The organism is Leptospiraceae bacterium, from assembly GCA_024233835.1.
Lineage (GTDB): Bacteria > Spirochaetota > Leptospiria > Leptospirales > Leptospiraceae > JACKPC01.
Window position 1 is genome coordinate 736,209 of record JACKPC010000001.1, and the last position, 18,339, is coordinate 754,547.

Below are 18,339 nucleotides of genomic sequence, written 5' to 3' on the forward strand. Positions count from 1 at the left end.
TTTTTAATCCTTTTCTAAATCTAAACTTAAATCTAAAAATCTGGTTGTATGGGTTAAATATCCCATACTTACACCAATCCCCCCAATTCGGGAAAGCTCTGCCAGTTTATCCGGAGTAATCCCACCGGAACATTCAATCAAAATAGAGGCCTTTTTTTGTTGCACCTGATGAACCGCTTCTCTTGTGTCCTGAATAGAAAAATTATCTAAGAGAAGGATGTCAGGTTCCGCATCCATTGCCTCGGTTAACTGTGCTAAAGAATCAATCTCCAGTTCAACTTTCTTTCCGGGGAAACGGGAACGTATTTTTTCTACTGCCTGTTTCATTGAACCCGCCATAGCCACATGATTATCTTTTATCATGGCCATATCAGAAAGATGGATTCGATGATTACTTCCACCACCACAGAAAACCGCGTATTTTACCATTTTCCTGTAGCCGGGGAGAGTTTTACGTGTATCTAATATATAAATTCCGGGATATGAGTTTACAAGCTCTGCTGTTTGAGTAGCTATCCCGGATAAATACTGAAGAAAGTTTAAAATAAGTCTTTCCAAACGCAAAACATCCAGAAGATTTCCCCGGATCTGTAAAATAATATCTCCCGCACAAAAAGACTTTCCTTCAGCTATAAATGTATTTAGCTCCAGAACATTGCCGGATTGCAGATTAATTTCATTGAGTACGGGAATGCCACAAAGAATACCCGGTTCTCTCGAAATTAGCCTGGCTGAGCACTTCACCTCAGGAGAAAAAATAGCTACGCTGGTGATATCCTCAGCCGGACAATCTTCTTCTAAGGCTAATCGAACGATTTCAGAAAAATCTTCCCTTTGTAATGTTTCAACTGCACTTGTATAATGGTATCTCATAATAAAAAAGGCTTAAGGAAACCCTTAAGCCTAATTCATAAAAAAAGCCCTTAAATGTCAATGATTTACTCATCTTCTTCGGAATCTTCAGCATCCTCTCCCGTATTTCCGGATTCTTCGATTTCGAGTTTATCGTCGGGTTGTTTTTCTAAGCTCTCATCTTTGACAGGTTCTTCTTTTTTCTCGGAAGTCTTTTCAGGTTCTTTAACTTCTTCCAAATCTTCATCTTCCGGAACTATAGCTCCCTCCTCATCATTAGTTTTGGAGTTTGCATCTTCAGGTTCAGTTGCCTTTTTTTCCTCTACTTTATCCCCATTTTTAGGTGCGCAGGGGCAAGATGGAGCACATTTGCACTTGCTTTTTTTAACAGGTACTTTAACTTTAATAGGTATAGTAATAATCTGGCCCGGATATATTAGATCCGGATCTTTAATGTTTTTCTTGTTCGCCTTATATATCTGCTTCCAGGCTTTTGGTTTTCCAAAAAATTCTTTTTTATTAGCAATTTTCCAGAGAGTATTATTTTTCTTTACTCTATATTTTTTCCAGACATAGCGATAAGAAGGTTCTTCTTTTTCAGGCTCAACAACTTTCTTCTGTTGTTCCTTTTCCTTCTCTTCTAATTCTCTCTTCTTTTTTTCTTCCTCTGCTCTTTTTCTGGCTAATTCTTCTGAAATTTTCTTAGTGAGAAGAACTAACTTCTGAGAAGATTCAATGGCTTTTTCTGCTAATTTATTGGATTCCGTACTATTATCTATTGATTTAGCAAAATCATCAGAAGAGAAATCCTTCATAGATTCTTCTAATTTCTTTTTTGATGCTGCAAGAGTTGTATGAAATTCAGCATTTAACTTCTTCAACTCCTCATCTTCTTTTACAATAGCTGTATCGATAGAAAAAACCTGTTTTTCAGCCATATCTACATTAGATTTAGCTTTTTCCAGATTTTCTTTCGCCCTCGGTTTCATAATGGCAAGAAAAGCTTTATCTGTATCCTGTCTCAATTTATCAAGATCGTCTATAGCATCTTTCACTTTTCCCTGTGATAAGTCGGTATCAAATTTACCACGAAGGTTTTTTAAAGGTTCTATAGCTTCTTTTTCGGAAGAATACGCATCCAGAACTTTTATTTTCTCATCCACATCAGAAGTCGAAGAGCCTATTTGCTTCCCCTGAGCCAGAGATAAAAGTCTTGATTCATCTATTTTAGACTTGGATAATTCAAGAGTCTTTTTTACTTCCACAAACCGTGAAAACGCGTCATTTCTTAACCTGGCCTTATCTTCTTCGCTTTCTTTACTCTGGTATGTACTCAGTAACTTGCTGGCTTCTTCTTCTTCGGAAGCAGCTTTTTCTTTTAGATCCAGCCCTTCTTTGAATTCTCTTGAAGCTAAGACATCGGCATAGGCATCTTTCGCGGTGGAAATAGAAGACTCTGTAGCTTCCTTTATCCCGGAAATATACGAAGGAATTGATTTTTCTATCGCATCCAGTGCCTTAGCCCTGGCATAGTCCGCAGATTTCTTTATATCCGAAGCAGATTGACCGGCATTTGCAGCCAGGTTATGAGCTTCAAATAAAGACTGACGCGCTTCCTGAAACTCAGCCGGTGCATGCTTATCTGCCTGAAACGATTTAGCTCTGGAAATTTCCTTCTTGGCCGAGGTCATGGAAGAAATAGGCATAGTCGTCTTGCAGGCAAAAAAAGCCAATAGAATAGGTATAGATAAAGCGAGCTTTCTTCTCGGATTTGAAAATTGATGCATGTACTTTAAATGGACAATATTACTTAAATGCACTAACAGCATCCTCTTCGGCATCAAAAATTTCGAAGAATGATGTAAGTTTCGTTAATTCGAATACCTTTCTTACCGAACCCGCAACATTGATAATCTTCAGCCCACCCTGATATTTTTTTAAATTGGATAAGCTGGAAATAAGAGCACCTATCCCGGATGAGTCAATGTACGAAACTTTTTCCAGGTTAATGATGATTTGGTATTTTTGTTCTTCAATAAGCTTTGCAATGACTTCTTTAATCTCGGGCGCGTTGTATAAATCTATTTCACCGTTTATATCCAGGATAATGATATTATTACTCTCTCTTCTTGTGATTTCCATTAGTTAGCGTCCACTCCTTAGGCGTTTAATGTTCCAAACATTAAAGATAACATATAACATGAATCATTTATTTAAATTTAGTCAACGATAAAATTTTCAGCTATTGTATAATTTTTTCCAAGAATTATAAAATTCCTCAAAATACTGCCCCTCTATAGCTTCTCCTATTTTTTCCATAAACTGCTTCATAAAATATAAATTGTGGAGAGTACTTAAGGAAAGAGCTAAAATTTCTTTTACTTTGTGTAGATGGCGGATATATCCTATACTATAATTTTTGCAAACCCGGCAACTGCATTCTTCATCAATCGGTTTATCTGAGTATTCATGGGCTTTATTTCGAAGATTCACTTTTCCTTTGGAGGTAAATACCTGACCGTTTCTCGCATTTCGAGTAGGAAGAACGCAATCAAACATGTCTACGCCATTTTTCACAGCTTCCAGAATATCAACAACAGTTCCCACACCCATGAGATATCTCGGTCGGCTTGTATCCAGAAAAGGGGCCAGAGCTTCCATAACTTTCACAAACTCTTCTCTCGGTTCTCCAACTGATAGGCCACCCAGGGCAATTCCACTAAATGGCAATGCTGAAATAGAACCAAGAGATTGTTTACGAAGTTCAATATCTACCCCACCCTGCACAATTCCAAAAAGATGCTGATTCGCTTTATCCTTCTCCCAGTGAAGTATAGATCGCTTAGCCCAGGCATCTGTTCTCTCAAGAGCCTCCAGGAGTCTTTTCCTGTCAGAGCCATAGGGTGCACAGTCATCCAAAACCATCATAATGTCCGATCCGATAGCTCTTTGTATATCAATTACGCTTTCCGGGGTAAAGGTGTGTTTAGAGCCATCGATATGAGAACTGAAATGCACACCTCCTTCAAAAAACTTAAAAAGCCCCTGCAGGCTAAAAACTTGAAAACCGCCACTATCGGTTAAAATTGCTCCATCGTAGGACATAAATTTTTTAAGTCCCCCGAAAGAAGACAGTACATCTGCACCGGGTCTCAGGTAAAGATGGTAGGTATTTCCGAGAATCAAATTATAACCCAACTCCCGGATATCTTCTGAAGAAATTGCTTTAACTGTACCGCGGGTTCCGACCGGCATAAATACTGGAGTTTTTACCTTTACCCCATTCAGATTGAGTTCTCCTGTTCGGGCAAAATGAGTATTGGAATAGGTGCCTTCCCGAAAGATCACGAGAAATTGCCTTTATCTTTTTGAAAATAAGGACAATCTGATTTCTTCAAACAGGAACCAAATATATTGAGTTTATGCCGGGTAATTTTGAACCCCTTCTCACGAGCAACTTTTTCCTGTAAATCTTCAATTCTTGGTTCAAGGAATTCTACGATTCGATTACAGTCCGTACAGATAATATGGTCATGGTGATCATGTCCTATGATATGCTCATAGTATTTAAAATCCCTTCCAAAATCATGCTCGGTTAAAAGTCTCGCTTCCAGCATAATTCCTATAATTCGATAGATAGTTGCCTTGGAAATTTCATCACGTCTGTCTTTAAACATATCAAGAAGACTTTCAGCGGTAAAATGTTGATGAAGAGAAAATATTTTTTCTGCGACCAGCATTCTCTGGCTCGTAACTTTTAGTCCCTTTTTCTTTAAAAACTCAGCAAAAACCTCCATTTCATACTGAATAGATTGTGCCTCGTTTTTTTTCTTATCTTCTTTCTTCATTCAGCTGCTTTTAATTTGCGGATTTTTGTAAAGAGATTCTTTTTACGATTATCCAGGGTGTTTCCATTTTTATGCCTTACAACAATGGACTTATCCGTGATATTCAAAATATAGCGATGCATATAGATCTTATTACCTATATATTTATCCGATTCTTCTTTCAGTTTAGATCGCATGGCATATACTTTGGTTTTTTCAGCGTTCTCATTGATATACCAGTTAAACTGGTTAATTCTTTCAAAGTCCTCATCATCAACATACGCGTATTTTCCGCGACTCAGGCGAATCTTCTTCATGAAAAAATTTCCCTCTCTGGTTTTAATGTATTCATTCCAGTTTCCTTTCGAATCTCAGGCAGTCAAATTAAATAATTCGCATAAATCTATCAAAACAGACGAATGAATCCCGGAGGATTCATCCGCCTACAAATTTAGAGCATCTGGAAGAAATCGTTCCCCTTATCATCTACAATGATAAAAGCCGGAAAATTCTCAACATCAATTGCCCAGATAGCTTCCATACCGAGTTCCGGGTAGTCCAACACCTCAACTTTTTTAATATTTTCTTTTGCTAATAAGGCGGCCGGCCCTCCAATAGAACCCAGATAAAAACCTCCATTCTTCTTGCAACTATCCGTTACTACCGAAGAACGATTTCCCTTGGCTAAAGTAATCATTGAGTAACCTTTTTCTTGAAAAATAGGGACGTAACTATCCATTCGCCCGGCGGTTGTAGGTCCGAAGGAGCCTGAGGGCATTCCTTCCGGCGTTTTCGCAGGTCCTGCATAATATATTGGGTGATTTTTAAAATAATCCGGTAAGGCTTCACCCTTATCTAATTTCTCTTTCAGTTTCGCATGAGCAATATCTCTGGCAACTACCAGCCTACCGCTGAGCATAACCCTTGTTTTTACAGGATATTTACTTAATAGAGCTAAAATATCTTTCATAGGCTGATTTAAGTCTACCTGAACCACTTCAGCTTCCATTTCTTTTTTGATCTCAGAAGGTAAAAATCTCCCCGGATTCACTTCCAACTTTTCGAGAAAAATACCTTCTTTTGTAATTTTCGCTTTAATGTTCCTGTCAGCACTACAACTCACACCGATTCCAACCGGGCAGGAGGCTCCGTGTCTCGGAAGACGGATAATTTTAAAGTCATGAGCCAGATATTTTCCGCCGAATTGCGCACCGATTCCGGATTCACGTGCGGCTTTTAACATTTTTTCCTCTAATTCAAAATCCCGAAAAGCAAAGCCTTCTTTTCCTCCTTTTGCAGGAAGGGCATCCAGATAACCGGTGCTGGCGAGTTTTACCGTCTTTAAATTAGTTTCTGCAGAAGTTCCTCCTATCACAACTGCAATATGGTAAGGTGGACAGGCTGCGGTCCCGAGGGATTTCATCTTATCTATGATAAATTTTTCTAAAGAGGCCGGGTTCAGAAGGGCCTTGGTTTCCTGGTATAAATAGGTTTTATTTGCCGAACCGCCCCCCTTGGCCAGGAATAAAAATTCGTATTTATCTCCGGGAGTCGAATAAATATCTACCTGGGCCGGAAGATTGCAACCGGAGTTAGCTTCTTCATACATGCTATAGGGAACTACCTGGGAATAACGAAGGTTTTTTCCTGTATAGGTTTTAAAAATCCCCCTGGATAAAGCCTCTGCATCATCAGCTCCGGTAATTACGTAATCTCCCTTTTTTGCCACTATAATACCCGTTCCGGTATCCTGACAGGTGGGAAGCTGCATTTCAGCTGCAATTGTAGAATTCTTTAAAAGTGCGAGAGCTACAAACTTATCATTTTCAGTAGCCTCGGTATCATCCAAAATTTTACGGACCTTCTCTAAATGAGAGGTTCGCAAAAAAAAGGAAACGTCATTCATAGCCTGTTCGGCTAAATAAGTCAGACCTTCCGGTTCAATAGACAGAATCTCTTTATCCCCGAATGGAACGGTTTTAATATAATCTTTCGTTAATAACTTATATTCGGTTTTGTCATCACCGAGCGGAAAAGGTTTGGAATAAAAAAAATCAGGCATAATGGCTCCTCAATTTATATCAGCATTATCCATCAATCAGGCTAAGATTTGCAAGAAATATATTTTCTTATAATTCGTATATGTGTGGTTTAGAATTGTGCTCAATTGCATTCTTCATATCTCCAGCAATTCAGGATCAAGACAAATCGGGCTTGCCGGTAAGGAAGTAACCGGTTCTATAATTCCCCGAATCAATGCCAGTCTTCCGAGTTCTCCTTTTGAAGCCAACTCAATAGCATTATAGCTTTTGTATCTCTCTTTAAAGATTCGATTATAGTCTTTTGTATGTAAAGAATCAGCTAAGGATAAAATTACCTCGGTTTCTTTTTTATACCAATTTAAAAGTTGCAAAAGTCTTTTTTTTGCATCAAGATAAATGCTTCCGTGAGAGGGAAGCATAGCGAAATTTTCTTTGATAGTCAAAAGGGATTCAAGAGAATGAATCATATCCGGGACCGAGGTTTCATAAAATGCGTTTGGAAGCCGAGGACTTATATATAAATCGCCGGTATGAATATAAGTTTCTTCTTTTGTTCGTATAATAAATGACCTATGTCCCGGTGTATGTCCGGGACTCGGAATCACTTGAATACGATAAGCACCTTCTGTAAACTCGGTATTCTCATCATAAGGAATCAAATTGGAAACGGGTTTTATGTCCCCCCAATAAGCCTGCCTATAAGCCGGAACTTTATATCCTGTTTGAATTATTTTTATGTGTTCTTTCGGGCAATATACCGGGATGTCTCCAAATTCTTCTTTTATAGCCTTAAGACCGCCAATATGGTCTTCGTGCTGATGAGAGAGTATAACCTGTTTCGGAGGATTTTTTTTGAGTTCCTTTAACAAAAAAGCGGAAGCAGGTAAGGAACCCGTATCAAAAATCGTATTTCCGATCCGGTAGACAGACAAGCCGGAATGCGTCCGCATTTCGGGAACAAATTTGATGAAGTTATATTTTTGTATAGGCCCGAAAGATTCAGTGTAAAATTCATTCATGATTTGATGCTGAATTTATTTTCCTGATGCAATGCAAAATTCACCAGTAATATCAGGGCAGGAACCTCAATCAAGGGCCCGATAACTGCCGCAAATGCTACACCCGAATTGATACCAAAAACAGCAATAGCCACGGCGATTCCCAATTCAAAATTATTGCCGGCGGCAGTAAAGGCTAAGGAAACACATTTTGCGTAATCAGTTCCGGCTTTCTTGGCCAAAAAGAAGGCACTAAAAAACATGATAGAAAAATAAAATAGTAAGGGAATTGCAATTCTGACTACATCCATAGGAATTTGTATTATTAAATTTCCCTTATAACTAAACATTACAATAATAGTAAATAAGAGAGCGATTAATGTAATCGGACTAATTTTAGGAATGAATTTATCTTGATACCAGTCTTTTCCTTTCACCTTTATAAGTGTAAAACGCGAGATCATTCCTGCTATAAAGGGAATGCCCAGATAAATAAAAACACTTTCAGCAATTTGTCCGATGCTTATATTTACCTCGACACCTTTAATTCCAAAAATTGTGGGTAGATAAGTTACGAAAATATAAGCATAAACACTATAAAATAGAACCTGGAAAATGCTATTAAAGGCAACCAGTCCTGCAACATACTCATTGTCTCCTTTAGCTAAATCATTCCATACAATAACCATTGCAATACATCTGGCAATGCCTATCATAATTAATCCAATCATATAATCAGGTTTATCCTGTAAAAACAGGATAGCTAAAGCGAACATCAGTATAGGCCCGATTAACCAGTTTTGAATTAAAGATAATCCTAATATTTTTTTGTTTTCAAAGACTTTTCTTAGTTCTTCATATTTCACCTTAGCCAGAGGAGGATACATCATTAAGATGAGTCCGATGGCTATTAGGAGGTTCGTTGAGCCTGTCTGAAACCGATTTAATAAAACAGGAGTCTTTGGAAAAAAATGACCGATACTGACTCCTAAAAACATAGCTAAAAAAATCCAAAGAGTGAGGTAGCGATCTAAAAACGAAAGTTGCTTTTCACTTTTCATTACTTACGTTCTCCATAATAAATTTTCTACAATATTCCTTGATTTCATCTCTTGTTTTTCGAAAAGCATCTGAAATAGCTTCTTCACTTCCGATTACTTTGGAAGGGTCTGAGAAGTTATAGTGAAAGCGTTTGGCTTTGGAGGAAAAATAGGGGCAGTTTTCTTTTGCATGATCACAGACGGTGATAATAAAATCAAACTCTATGTGGATATATTCCTTTACGTTGTTTGACGTATGCCCCGATATATCAATACCTGCTTCTTTCATAAAGTAGATAGCTTTTGGGTTTACACCGTGTGTTTCGATTCCGGCGCTATAAACAGTAGCATTACCTCCGGCAAAATGACTTAGCCAGCCTTCAGCCATCTGGCTACGGCAACTATTCCCGGTACAGAGAACTAAAATATTTTTCATTTATATTCCTCTATTTAGCAACAAGAAGATTTGGATCCACAACAAGTTTTTTCTACCAGTTTTTCTGCATATACTGTTATACTTTGGATCTCTGCTTTCGAATTCTTAAACTGCTCTAATTCCTCTGCATTCAGATATTGTTCTAAAATATCATCCGGAATCATCAGGGTTCTCTCTTTTTTGATTTCAATATTGCTAAACCCGGCACTGTTTATGAAACCCAGATATTCACTTTTTTGAATGGCCGAAGAAACACAGCCTGCATACATCTCTGCATGTTTTTTTATTTTTTCAGGAAGAACACCAATCAGAACTATATCAGAAACACAAAAATGACCTCCTTTTTTAATTACCCTATATATTTCTGAGAATGCTTTTGCTTTATCGGGAACGAGATTCAGCACACAATTACTCACAACTACATCGGCAACATCGGAAGTGCAGGGAATCTTTTCGATCTCTCCGAGTCTAAATTCTACGTTATTAAATCCAAGTCTATCGTTATTGAGTCTTGCCTTTTCGATCATGGCGTCGGTCATATCAATTCCAATTACTTTTCCTTTTTCTCCGATGATAGAACGAACCACAAAAGCATCATTTCCCGCACCCGAACCAAGGTCAATTACCACATCTCCTGTCTTGATGTTCGCAAATTGAGTAGGTATTCCGCAGCCAAGACCCAGATCTGCGTCCTTATCGTATCCTTCCAACTGGGAATAATCCTCGCTAAATATAGAATAGTTCGAAGAACGACTGCAACAAGCGGATTCTTGTCCATTTTTTTCATTAGATTGGGTAGCAATTTGTGCATATTTTTCTTTTACGACTTCTTTGATTTGTTCAGCAGTTTCCATAATAATTATCTCCTTATTTACAACAGGCCGATTTAGAATTTTTTCTATGCTTCCTTAAATCTTTCATAAGAAGAGTGATGGAATCATAAAATTCATCTAAGATTTTCCAATTGATACAATAGCAGGATCTAAGCCCTTCCACTTCTCCCTGAATAAGTCCGGCATTCTTTAATTCTTTTAGATGCTGAGACACAGTGGATTGTGCGAGGGGAAGAACTTCGACGATCTCACCGCAAATGCATTCTTTCTTCTCTGCAATAGTTTGGAGAATTGCAATCCTTGCAGGATGAGAAATCGCTTTTGCAAGTTCTGATAGAATCTGAATATTTTTATCAAATTCATGTTTCTTATTTACAGCCATACGTATATCGTAAATATACGATATACGTATTGTCAACCTTTTTTACAAACCAGGTCAACTGTTTTACTTACTCTACCATTCTTAGATATTACAGAAGTTGTAATAAACTAATGATAATATTATTTTTACATATCCATCTAGGCATTTTATTCGGCTACTCTACAGTTTGAGTAAAAAATAAGTAGACAATACCCCCCTGGGTATGTTAGTGGTTTTCACAGAAACTATAAGGAGTTTTAAATATGACCGGAACGAAAAAGCAGATTGTAATTGTTGGTGGAGTAGCGGGGGGAGCAACCGCAGCGGCGAGGGCGAGGCGTGTGGACGAAAATGCAGAAATTACGATCATAGAAAGAGGGAAATATGTATCTTTTGCGAACTGTGGCCTTCCCTATTACATTTCCGGTGATATTAAGCAAAGAGAGGATTTAATCCTTCAGAGTCCGGAAAGTTTTTATGAGCGCTACCGGATCCGGGTTCTCCTCGAGAGTTCGGCAGTCATGATAGATAGAAAAGAACGAATTCTAAAAGTCAGCCGGGAAGGAAAAATTGAAGATTTTCCTTATGATAAGCTCATTCTTTCTCAGGGAGCCTCTCCATTAAACCCCAACATCGAAGGACTTCCGGCTAAAAACACTTTCACTTTGCGGGAAATCCCGGATATGGATACTATCGATACCTTCATTAAACAATCCCATCCTAAAAACGCCGTAGTCATTGGGGGTGGGTTTATCGGTATCGAAATGGCAGAGGCCCTGCATAATCGCGGTTTAGAGGTGAAACTGGTAGAAAAAGCCCATCATGTAATGCCAAACTTTGATATAGAGTTCGGAGAAGCTATTCGTAGAGAAATGGAAGCGGAAGGAGTTCAGGTCTTTCCCCGAGATGGAGTCAAAAAAATTGACCCCAAGGCAAAAGAAGTGTACTTAGAAAGCGGTCATACCTTATCGGCTGATATGGTCATTGTTTCAATAGGGGTTCGACCGGAGCTGGAATTGGCGAAAAGTGCCGGTCTGAGCATAGGAAAAACCGGTGGAGTATTAGTGAATAACCTGATGCAATCTTCTGACCCGGACATCTATGTAGTGGGAGATATGGCAGAAATCAGTCACAGGATTATGGGTAGAAAAGTGAGAATTCCCCTCGCAGGCCCTGCCAATCGCCAGGGAAGGATTGCAGGTTCCAATGCCGCCGGAGACACCAAAGTGTACCATGGAGCTAACGGTTCCGCCATCGTAAAGATTTTTACCAAAGCTGCCGGGATTACCGGTTTCACAGAAAAAGCCGCCAAAGAAGCCGGGCTGGATATCGGAACGGTGACAGTCCATCCCAAAAACCATGCAGGGTATTACCCGGGTTCCAGCCAGATTTCATTAAAGCTCGTTTATCTAAAAGGAAATGGAAGGGTACTCGGAGTCCAGGTTTTTGGAGAGGAAGGTGTGGATAAGCGGGTGGATGTGATTGCAACCGCCATACACGGAGGTTTGACCGTAGAGGATCTGGAAGAATTAGACTTAAGCTACGCTCCTCCTTTTTCATCGGCAAACGATCCGGTTAATATGGCTTCTTTTGTAGCTTCCAATAGTTTGAATGGTTTTAGTCCTTCTATTAGCGTGAATGAATTTATTGAAAAATGGAACACGGAAAAAGATTTTTTAATTCTGGACGTACGAAACCCCGAAGAATACGAAAGAGGACATATCCCGGGTGCTATAAATATTCCTTTGCCGGATTTACGGGAAAGGATCTCTGAATTACCAATAGAAAAGGAAATTCTTGTGCATTGCCAGGTGGGTTTTCGGGCGCATTTAGCTGTAAGAATTTTAATGCAAAAGGGTTTCCACAGAGTAAGTAATATTTCGGGAGGCTATAAAAGTATGGAACTATTAGAAATATGAAATTTGCGATTATTGGTGATATTCATGGTTACTGGAACAGTCAGGATCTGAGATACTTCAATGATTCTGATTATGATTTCCTCCTCTTTACGGGGGATTTGCCAACCTACTTTTCAGGACCTTCTTTAATTCCGAAGCGATTATCCGGACTTAAAAAAAAAGCCTACCTGATCCCCGGTAACCATGATTCCAGTAATCTATTTCAACTTACAGGAGAACTTTTCCAAAACAAGTTTCTGATTCAAAAAGGTTTTCTCGGTCAGGAAAAAAGGCTCGCAAAATTCAAGAAAGACATAGCGCCTGTAGAACTCTGTTATTATACCTACCGGCAGGAAGAAGATTATGCCCTTCTTTTCTGCCGTCCCTTTTCCATGGGAGGACCTTTTCTGTCTTTTCAACCTTTTCTTTCTAAATATTGCAGTGTAAACGACTTTGAGGATTCTATCGCACTCTTAGCTTCGATAGTCGACGAAATTGAAGAGGAAAAGCTTCTGGTGATTTCCCATAACGGACCTACCGGCCTCGGAGATAGAAGAGAGGATATCTGGGGAAAAGATTTTGATCCGAGGGGGGGAGACTGGGGAGATAAGGATTTAGAAGAACTCATCTCTTACTGCAAAAAAAAGAAGAAGCGTGTAGAACTGGTACTGGCCGGACACATGCACTATTCAGAAACGAAAAGAACAAATTTTATCGAAAAAGACTCAACTCTTTATCTCAACTCGGCCCGTGTTCCCCGTATATTTAAAAAAGGCAAGCAGATGGTACACAGGCATATACGGGTTGAATTTGTCGAGGCCGGACCTGAGATCTCTACGGTAGATGTTTACCAGAATGAAGAACAGGTGGAAAAACTCAAACCCCTTTTAATAAGCTGAATCGTAATCAACCACAAGACGAAATCCTGCTTTTCTGTCTTCTTTCAGGTTGGGAATTCCTCCATAATCTCGAAAAAAAGTACTGACTTCTCGTTTCGAGCTGGTAAAGGATCCACCGCGTATTACCCTGTACTGTTGACCGAAAGCCCTGTGTTTTAAATAATGGCCTTTATAAGGTTTATACCAGCTACTGGTCCATTCAGCCACATTACCACACATCCCCATTAAACCATACGGACTCTTTCCTGCTGTCGAAAGTTCGTAAACCGAGACCGTTTCAAAAAGCTTACTTTCCCTGGAATTGCAAAGACCGGCATCAAATGTATTTCCAAAGGGGTAGCGAAGAGCATCTACTTTAAAGGTACTGGTTTCATCTCGATTCAGAGTTTTTGTGAAACCCGGGCCTCTTGCAGCCTTTTCCCACTCTAATTCAGTAGGAATCCTCTTACCTGACCACTGTGCATAGGCTTCTACTTCCCTATAACTCAGGTGATTTACCGGATGATGAGCCTTACCCGCAGGATACATACCCTTTTTCCAATGAACAGGTGCTGGAAAATTTGTAGAGTTAATGAACTTTAAATACTCTCCATTGGTTACTTCGTATTTATCCATATAGAAAGAGGGTAAATCAGCCAGATTACTTTCATCAGGGTTATTGTAAAAGGGATTATAAGCATCATTTTCGGAGTCAATCCCCTGTCCGTAAAGAAAGGTACCAGCCGGTATCAGGATCATCTCCTTTCCATCAATTTTATGTCGTATGATACCTTTCCCGTGATTTTGAGTATCTTTATAAAAACTGGAAGGTTCTAAATAAGAAGGAATTTCTTTATAAGAAGCAACATACAGGTTTGTAGTAATTCTCTTATGGTTTTTACCGGGTAAGGGTGTATAATCTCCGGATAAAACAAGGTATATCCTTTCCTTATTCAGACTGGGAGGAAGATATTCAAAGTTTAAATCCTGTAAATTAAACTCTCCTACTTTTTTATTTGTTTTTTTCTCGAATAAGAAAAAGGTTTTTTGAGTCATAAACTGCTGTCTCAAATCCTCTTCACTGGAGTATTTCCACTGCTTACCTTTATGAATACGTATCCGGAGTGTCCCCTTGGCTTTATATACGGAATGGATTTCACCTTTCCAGTTTAAGATTTTCTTGGTTTCCGGCTCATCTTCACTATAGAGAAAAATGGGAAGAAATAGGAATAATGCAATCAGGACTTTCATTGATTTTAATCTCGACAAAAAGTCCTTTCATATTTACTAATTCAGTCGATGGGCTGGTTTAAAACGAAAAGCCGGGAGAACCCACGACGAAGCATCTTAGTGCATTCGGCTTTTTTTAAAAAACCTCTCCAGATAAGCTTCCGGAAGTTCGGTCATTTCTGATATAAAATCGAGAGTGGACCCTGCACGCTTCATTTTGATCGCTGTCCTGAGGGCTTTTTTATGCTCGGCTCTTTCTGCGCGTTTTCGCTCTTTCTCAATTTGTTTCTGAGACAGAAGGCGTTCCTGTTCTCTGCCCTCCTGGATACTGGCTTCCCTTATTTTCTCCCGGATTCCGAATTCTTCTGCGAGTTCCCAGACTCTTTCTTCTATGGCAGTCATACTCTTTCCCATCTCCTTTAGTATAAACTCTACTTCTTCTCTGTAAAGCAAAAAACTATCCTTCAAGTTCTCTCCGAAGCCTTTTTCTATGGCTTCACGGATTATATCTTCTCTCTGTTTCTACCTTTGCGAACCTTGAGAAAAACGATATGGCTCTTTTCTTAAATACTTCATCAAAGGTTTTTTGGAGTTTTCGTTTGTTCATGTGACCCTCTACTATAAAGGGTTTGAAAATGCACAAAAGGAACAAAAATTTTCTATAGAACGGAAACCGAAACTGGACTTTTGGGATAATTTTTGAAACTTTTCCCTGGTTACTACACTTCGGAGTCTCTGACCCTTTCCATGACCAGGAACTTAATAGGCTTATCTATTAAAGAAAAGCAAGCTGCAAGAGCCTGTAGCTTCATTTTCAGACAGACTCTTATGCCGTGGATTCAGGAAAGGGGGAATCACTCATGAAGTTCTATAACTTCTGAGAAATAAAGGGTCTGATTAGTGGATAGTGCGAATTTATGCTAATCAAACTTTTTAGCCGATTTTATAGTCTTCTACTTCGGCATACAGGTAGGTCTCAAAGTCATCTTCCTCATCCCAGAAAAGAATTCGTAAGAATGTATCACCTGATTTAGCTGCATAATCAACATATTCCAAATCACCTTCTTCATCTTCTTCGGTACTGAAGTATTCCAGCTCATCATCATCTTCCAGCTTGAATTCCTGATCTTTGACTTTGATGGACTTTTTGTATTCATCCTCATCATCCAAAAATTCGTCTTCTTCCTTGATGACATCCCACTCGACACCTAAATAACAGCACCATTCCTTATCCTCGAGGACTTCTTCTAAGAAAAAAGATTTCTCTGAAGCAGAGAATAGGTAGATTTCTCTGTCTTCATCGATTTCTAGAATATCTTCAATTTTTCCACTAACTTTTGCATTCAGCTTTAAGGCTTTTTGCATGGAAGCCGGTATTTCGATAGAGATTTTCGCTCCTATCTTAATTTCTCCACCTTCCGAGTCTTTTTCAGAACCCTTCTTCTTTTTCTTTACTTCTTCAGTTGGTTTCTTCTTTTTTGCTTCCGCATCGCTTTTCTTCTTCTTATCTTCATCTTTCATACATCACCTCATATTTTTTTCGCTTTGTCTTATAATCGAAAGTAGATATATGTAAAGATTTTTTTTGATTTTTAGCAATAAAGTGGTTATGAAAGGAGGCTTCTACTTATTGAAACTTCATTTTTCGAAGTTGTTGTAGCTCTACAGATAAAGATTTATTATAGTATTCAAGGGCTTTATCAGCATCTCCGCTTTTTTCATAAGCCGTTCCCAGAAGGTCATAACATGTAGCAACTGTAGAACTATATTCTCCCAATTTTTTCTTCCGAATTTCCAGGGACTTATGAAACATTTCTATAGCTTTTTTATAATTTCTCAAACGGTAGTAAACCTTACCGAGGCTTCGATAGTCAGCTGCTAAATACATAGAATCGGGTTTTCTATTCTTTATATTCAGATTATAGGACTTCATGAAGTACAAAAGAGCATTTTCATAGTCACGGCTAATGTAGTAAGCTTTTCCGGCGTATGTAAAAAAAATGGACATTTTACTATGGCTATTCCCGTATTCCTTTTCAGCTAAGGAAATTAATTTCAGAGCTGTCTCTGTAGCATTTTTCTTGCTTCTTTTTTTATACTCCCGTATAAATTTTTTCTTTAAGCTAAGAATCTCTTTTTTTTGTTTAGCACCTGCTTCCAATCCAAACTGAAGTGCAAAAAATAGAATACATAAATTATAGAAAATAAATTTTATCATTCGGTCAGTTCCTTATTATGTCTTTTTTTATCTAACCTGTGCTTTTGAGGCTTTATAGTAATATCGGTAATTACCAGTTCTTTTTTTCTCTCTATAATGAATTTTACTACATCTGCAATATCCTCAGGTAAAAGAAAGGTTTCTCTATCTTCAGATTCCTGAAAGTTTAATTCATCAAAAAAATGGGTCCTGGTAATATCCGGATGAATATTTACAACCCTGGTTCCCGTTTTTCGTACCTCTTCAAAAATCGACTGTCCGAAACTTGTTAAACCCGCCTTACTCGCCCCGTAGGCCGCTCCAATGGGAGAAGCTTTGAGTGCAGAAGTGGAAGAGATGTTTAGAATAAGTCCTGCATTTTCTTTGATTCGTCTCAGGCAAAGTCGGGTAAGTAAAATAGGAAGACAAAAATTAAGTTCTAAAAGTTTACGTAGTCTGTTATATTCGATTTCTTCGTGCAGACCTAAAGCTCCTATTCCGGCATTATTGACAAGCAGAGAGAGCTCTTTTTCTTCTTTCAAAATCGCTTCTACTTTCGGTTTCCAGTCTTTCTCCTCGCTTAAATCAGAAGAAACTGCTACAAATTTATCGTGTTCTATTTGTTTGGGTTTCGTGTAACGAGATATACCATAAACTTTATAATCAAGTTCAAGAAGAAGTCGGCTTATCTCCAAACCTATCCCGGAAGAAGCTCCTGTAACAATCGCTGATTTCATATCACATGCAAAGCTTTTCAGGAGGAATAAAGCGTAGAACGATTTCTTTTAAATAGTTCATCATTGTATCCTGAAGTTCCTGTGGATAACTTGAAAAGCCTTCCCTTTTTTCGAAAGGAAAAAAAAGAATTTTTGAAGAATTCACCTCTTTCATATTACGTAAATACTCCGAGTTTACCCGAAAAACACCGAGGCTTACATCTACCAGTTTATCTGAAGGCAGAGTCGATAGTGTTTCTATGATCATTTCAGAATATATTTTTTTCCAATCCGGCACATAGATAACCGGATCAAAACAGAGACGTACCTTCCAGCCCGTTTCTACAGCCTGACGAATGCTTTCCAGTCTTTTTTTTAAAGAAGGAGTTCTCTTTTCAATATTGCGTATAACTTCCTGGGGAGATAAAGTCCATGCCATTATCACATTCTCTATAGGTTCAATACCGGAAATTTGCTTAAAATTTGAGCTTTTCGTTCTGATTTCCAGAAGTAAATTTGGTCTCGTTCGAGCAAAGCGAATCCATTCCGAAGTATAAGGAATATAACGCTCCAGGGCTAAAAGGTCAGTATCATAAGAAATACAAAGAAAAACAGGGTACTCGGCGAGATGCTTATCTGTTTCTTTGAAGAAATCTTCTAAATTTACAAAAATTACTATATAAGAAGATTTATACATACCCTGAAGATAACAGTAAGCACAATTATAAATGCAATTCAGAATTAAAGAGTTATAAAAAAAGTGCTCGTGTCCGTAACTGTTGGATAAATATGAACCCTTATAAAGAAAGTGATCTTTTTTTTGAGCGAGGATAAGCTTGGTAGATGTTTTTTGAACCTGAAAATCTTGCCTGGGACGGTTAAAGACACTTTTATAATCATCCACAAGAATAATACCGGCATCAGGAAAACGCTTGAGTATGGATTTACTGAACTCATATTCCTGTGCCTCTTTTTCCAGATATATATGTTCTACCCTCATCCACTTTCAATATCTCTTTCCCTTCCTTCTC

At 38.4% G+C, this 18,339-nt stretch carries 20 protein-coding genes; 2 read left to right on the forward strand and 18 right to left on the reverse strand.

The window, feature by feature from the left end; translation table 11 throughout:
- Positions 1–3: 3 nt before the first annotated feature.
- The 12 genes from nadC to H7A25_03460 all read right to left on the reverse strand — a co-directional run bounded on the left by nadC (position 4) and on the right by H7A25_03460 (position 10,410).
- Positions 4–873 (reverse strand): carboxylating nicotinate-nucleotide diphosphorylase, encoded by an 870-nt coding sequence (nadC, locus tag H7A25_03405; GenBank protein MCP5498923.1) that lies wholly within the window; start codon positions 871–873, stop codon positions 4–6.
- A 65-nt stretch (positions 874–938) separates the two neighbouring features.
- Positions 939–2,639 (reverse strand): LysM peptidoglycan-binding domain-containing protein, encoded by a 1,701-nt coding sequence (locus H7A25_03410; protein MCP5498924.1) that lies wholly within the window; start codon positions 2,637–2,639, stop codon positions 939–941.
- A 19-nt stretch (positions 2,640–2,658) separates the two neighbouring features.
- A complete protein-coding gene (locus H7A25_03415; GenBank protein ID MCP5498925.1) occupies positions 2,659–2,994 on the reverse strand; it encodes an STAS domain-containing protein in 336 nt (111 codons plus the stop codon).
- A 96-nt stretch (positions 2,995–3,090) separates the two neighbouring features.
- Positions 3,091–4,200 carry a tRNA guanosine(34) transglycosylase Tgt gene (gene tgt, locus H7A25_03420; GenBank protein MCP5498926.1) on the reverse strand — a complete coding sequence of 370 codons (1,110 nt, stop codon included), beginning with the start codon at positions 4,198–4,200 and terminating at the stop codon, positions 3,091–3,093.
- A complete protein-coding gene (locus H7A25_03425; GenBank protein ID MCP5498927.1) occupies positions 4,197–4,700 on the reverse strand; it encodes a transcriptional repressor in 504 nt (167 codons plus the stop codon). The genes tgt and H7A25_03425 overlap by 4 nt, the downstream gene beginning before the upstream one ends.
- Positions 4,697–4,996, reverse strand: coding sequence for a hypothetical protein (locus H7A25_03430; GenBank protein ID MCP5498928.1), 300 nt, complete (start codon positions 4,994–4,996; stop codon positions 4,697–4,699). The genes H7A25_03425 and H7A25_03430 overlap by 4 nt, the downstream gene beginning before the upstream one ends.
- Before the next feature lie 134 nt (positions 4,997–5,130).
- A complete protein-coding gene (locus tag H7A25_03435; GenBank protein ID MCP5498929.1) occupies positions 5,131–6,741 on the reverse strand; it encodes a fumarate hydratase in 1,611 nt (536 codons plus the stop codon).
- A gap of 114 nt (positions 6,742–6,855) precedes the next feature.
- On the reverse strand, positions 6,856–7,740 hold the full coding sequence (locus tag H7A25_03440) for an MBL fold metallo-hydrolase (GenBank protein MCP5498930.1): 885 nt from the start codon (positions 7,738–7,740) through the stop codon (positions 6,856–6,858).
- Positions 7,737–8,780 carry an ACR3 family arsenite efflux transporter gene (gene arsB / locus H7A25_03445; GenBank protein ID MCP5498931.1) on the reverse strand — a complete coding sequence of 348 codons (1,044 nt, stop codon included), beginning with the start codon at positions 8,778–8,780 and terminating at the stop codon, positions 7,737–7,739. Before arsB ends, H7A25_03440 begins: the two co-directional genes overlap by 4 nt.
- A complete protein-coding gene (locus H7A25_03450) occupies positions 8,770–9,195 on the reverse strand; it encodes an arsenate reductase ArsC (GenBank protein ID MCP5498932.1) in 426 nt (141 codons plus the stop codon). The genes arsB and H7A25_03450 overlap by 11 nt, the downstream gene beginning before the upstream one ends.
- A gap of 14 nt (positions 9,196–9,209) precedes the next feature.
- Positions 9,210–10,049 carry an arsenite methyltransferase gene (gene arsM, locus H7A25_03455; GenBank protein MCP5498933.1) on the reverse strand — a complete coding sequence of 280 codons (840 nt, stop codon included), beginning with the start codon at positions 10,047–10,049 and terminating at the stop codon, positions 9,210–9,212.
- Between the two features lie 13 nt (positions 10,050–10,062).
- On the reverse strand, positions 10,063–10,410 hold the full coding sequence (locus H7A25_03460) for a winged helix-turn-helix transcriptional regulator (GenBank protein MCP5498934.1): 348 nt from the start codon (positions 10,408–10,410) through the stop codon (positions 10,063–10,065).
- Positions 10,411–10,652: 242 nt separating this feature from the next.
- Here H7A25_03460 and H7A25_03465 point away from each other — a divergent pair, with 242 nt between their 5' ends.
- Together H7A25_03465 and H7A25_03470 are read left to right on the forward strand one after the other, a co-directional pair.
- Entirely contained in the window at positions 10,653–12,308 is a 1,656-nt protein-coding gene (locus H7A25_03465) for an FAD-dependent oxidoreductase (protein ID MCP5498935.1), read from the forward strand.
- On the forward strand, positions 12,305–13,186 hold the full coding sequence (locus H7A25_03470; protein ID MCP5498936.1) for a metallophosphoesterase: 882 nt from the start codon (positions 12,305–12,307) through the stop codon (positions 13,184–13,186). The genes H7A25_03465 and H7A25_03470 overlap by 4 nt, the downstream gene beginning before the upstream one ends.
- On the opposite strand, the gene H7A25_03475 is transcribed toward H7A25_03470, so the two are convergent.
- The 6 genes from H7A25_03475 to H7A25_03500 all read right to left on the reverse strand — a co-directional run bounded on the left by H7A25_03475 (position 13,175) and on the right by H7A25_03500 (position 18,308).
- The gene (locus tag H7A25_03475; GenBank protein MCP5498937.1) at positions 13,175–14,416 is read right to left on the reverse strand and encodes an SUMF1/EgtB/PvdO family nonheme iron enzyme; all 1,242 of its coding nucleotides are present in this window, start codon (positions 14,414–14,416) and stop codon (positions 13,175–13,177) included. The two genes, H7A25_03470 and H7A25_03475, sit on opposite strands and share 12 nt — an antisense overlap.
- Positions 14,417–14,512: 96 nt before the next feature.
- A complete protein-coding gene (locus tag H7A25_03480) occupies positions 14,513–14,863 on the reverse strand; it encodes a hypothetical protein (GenBank protein MCP5498938.1) in 351 nt (116 codons plus the stop codon).
- Between the two features lie 465 nt (positions 14,864–15,328).
- Positions 15,329–15,916, reverse strand: a complete 588-nt coding sequence (locus tag H7A25_03485) for a hypothetical protein (GenBank protein MCP5498939.1) — start codon at positions 15,914–15,916, stop codon at positions 15,329–15,331.
- Between the two features lie 106 nt (positions 15,917–16,022).
- Positions 16,023–16,613, reverse strand: a complete 591-nt coding sequence (locus H7A25_03490; protein ID MCP5498940.1) for a tetratricopeptide repeat protein — start codon at positions 16,611–16,613, stop codon at positions 16,023–16,025.
- The gene (locus tag H7A25_03495) at positions 16,610–17,329 is read right to left on the reverse strand and encodes an SDR family oxidoreductase (GenBank protein MCP5498941.1); all 720 of its coding nucleotides are present in this window, start codon (positions 17,327–17,329) and stop codon (positions 16,610–16,612) included. Before H7A25_03495 ends, H7A25_03490 begins: the two co-directional genes overlap by 4 nt.
- 1 nt (position 17,330) lies before the next feature.
- The gene (locus H7A25_03500) at positions 17,331–18,308 is read right to left on the reverse strand and encodes a hypothetical protein (protein ID MCP5498942.1); all 978 of its coding nucleotides are present in this window, start codon (positions 18,306–18,308) and stop codon (positions 17,331–17,333) included.
- Between the last annotated feature and the right edge of the window lie 31 nt (positions 18,309–18,339).

Coding starts and splice junctions, on each gene's coding strand:
- nadC (MCP5498923.1), bottom strand. CDS start 873: ATGAGATACCATTATACAAGTGCAGTTGAAACATTACAAAGGGAAGAT.
- H7A25_03410 (MCP5498924.1), bottom strand. CDS start 2,639: ATGCATCAATTTTCAAATCCGAGAAGAAAGCTCGCTTTATCTATACCT.
- H7A25_03415 (MCP5498925.1), bottom strand. CDS start 2,994: ATGGAAATCACAAGAAGAGAGAGTAATAATATCATTATCCTGGATATA.
- H7A25_03425 (MCP5498927.1), bottom strand. CDS start 4,700: ATGAAGAAAGAAGATAAGAAAAAAAACGAGGCACAATCTATTCAGTAT.
- H7A25_03430 (MCP5498928.1), bottom strand. CDS start 4,996: ATGAAGAAGATTCGCCTGAGTCGCGGAAAATACGCGTATGTTGATGAT.
- H7A25_03435 (MCP5498929.1), bottom strand. CDS start 6,741: ATGCCTGATTTTTTTTATTCCAAACCTTTTCCGCTCGGTGATGACAAA.
- H7A25_03440 (MCP5498930.1), bottom strand. CDS start 7,740: ATGAATGAATTTTACACTGAATCTTTCGGGCCTATACAAAAATATAAC.
- arsB (MCP5498931.1), bottom strand. CDS start 8,780: ATGAAAAGTGAAAAGCAACTTTCGTTTTTAGATCGCTACCTCACTCTT.
- H7A25_03450 (MCP5498932.1), bottom strand. CDS start 9,195: ATGAAAAATATTTTAGTTCTCTGTACCGGGAATAGTTGCCGTAGCCAG.
- arsM (MCP5498933.1), bottom strand. CDS start 10,049: ATGGAAACTGCTGAACAAATCAAAGAAGTCGTAAAAGAAAAATATGCA.
- H7A25_03460 (MCP5498934.1), bottom strand. CDS start 10,410: ATGGCTGTAAATAAGAAACATGAATTTGATAAAAATATTCAGATTCTA.
- H7A25_03465 (MCP5498935.1), top strand. CDS start 10,653: ATGACCGGAACGAAAAAGCAGATTGTAATTGTTGGTGGAGTAGCGGGG.
- H7A25_03470 (MCP5498936.1), top strand. CDS start 12,305: ATGAAATTTGCGATTATTGGTGATATTCATGGTTACTGGAACAGTCAG.
- H7A25_03475 (MCP5498937.1), bottom strand. CDS start 14,416: ATGAAAGTCCTGATTGCATTATTCCTATTTCTTCCCATTTTTCTCTAT.
- H7A25_03485 (MCP5498939.1), bottom strand. CDS start 15,916: ATGAAAGATGAAGATAAGAAGAAGAAAAGCGATGCGGAAGCAAAAAAG.
- H7A25_03490 (MCP5498940.1), bottom strand. CDS start 16,613: ATGATAAAATTTATTTTCTATAATTTATGTATTCTATTTTTTGCACTT.
- H7A25_03495 (MCP5498941.1), bottom strand. CDS start 17,329: ATGAAATCAGCGATTGTTACAGGAGCTTCTTCCGGGATAGGTTTGGAG.
- H7A25_03500 (MCP5498942.1), bottom strand. CDS start 18,308: ATGAGGGTAGAACATATATATCTGGAAAAAGAGGCACAGGAATATGAG.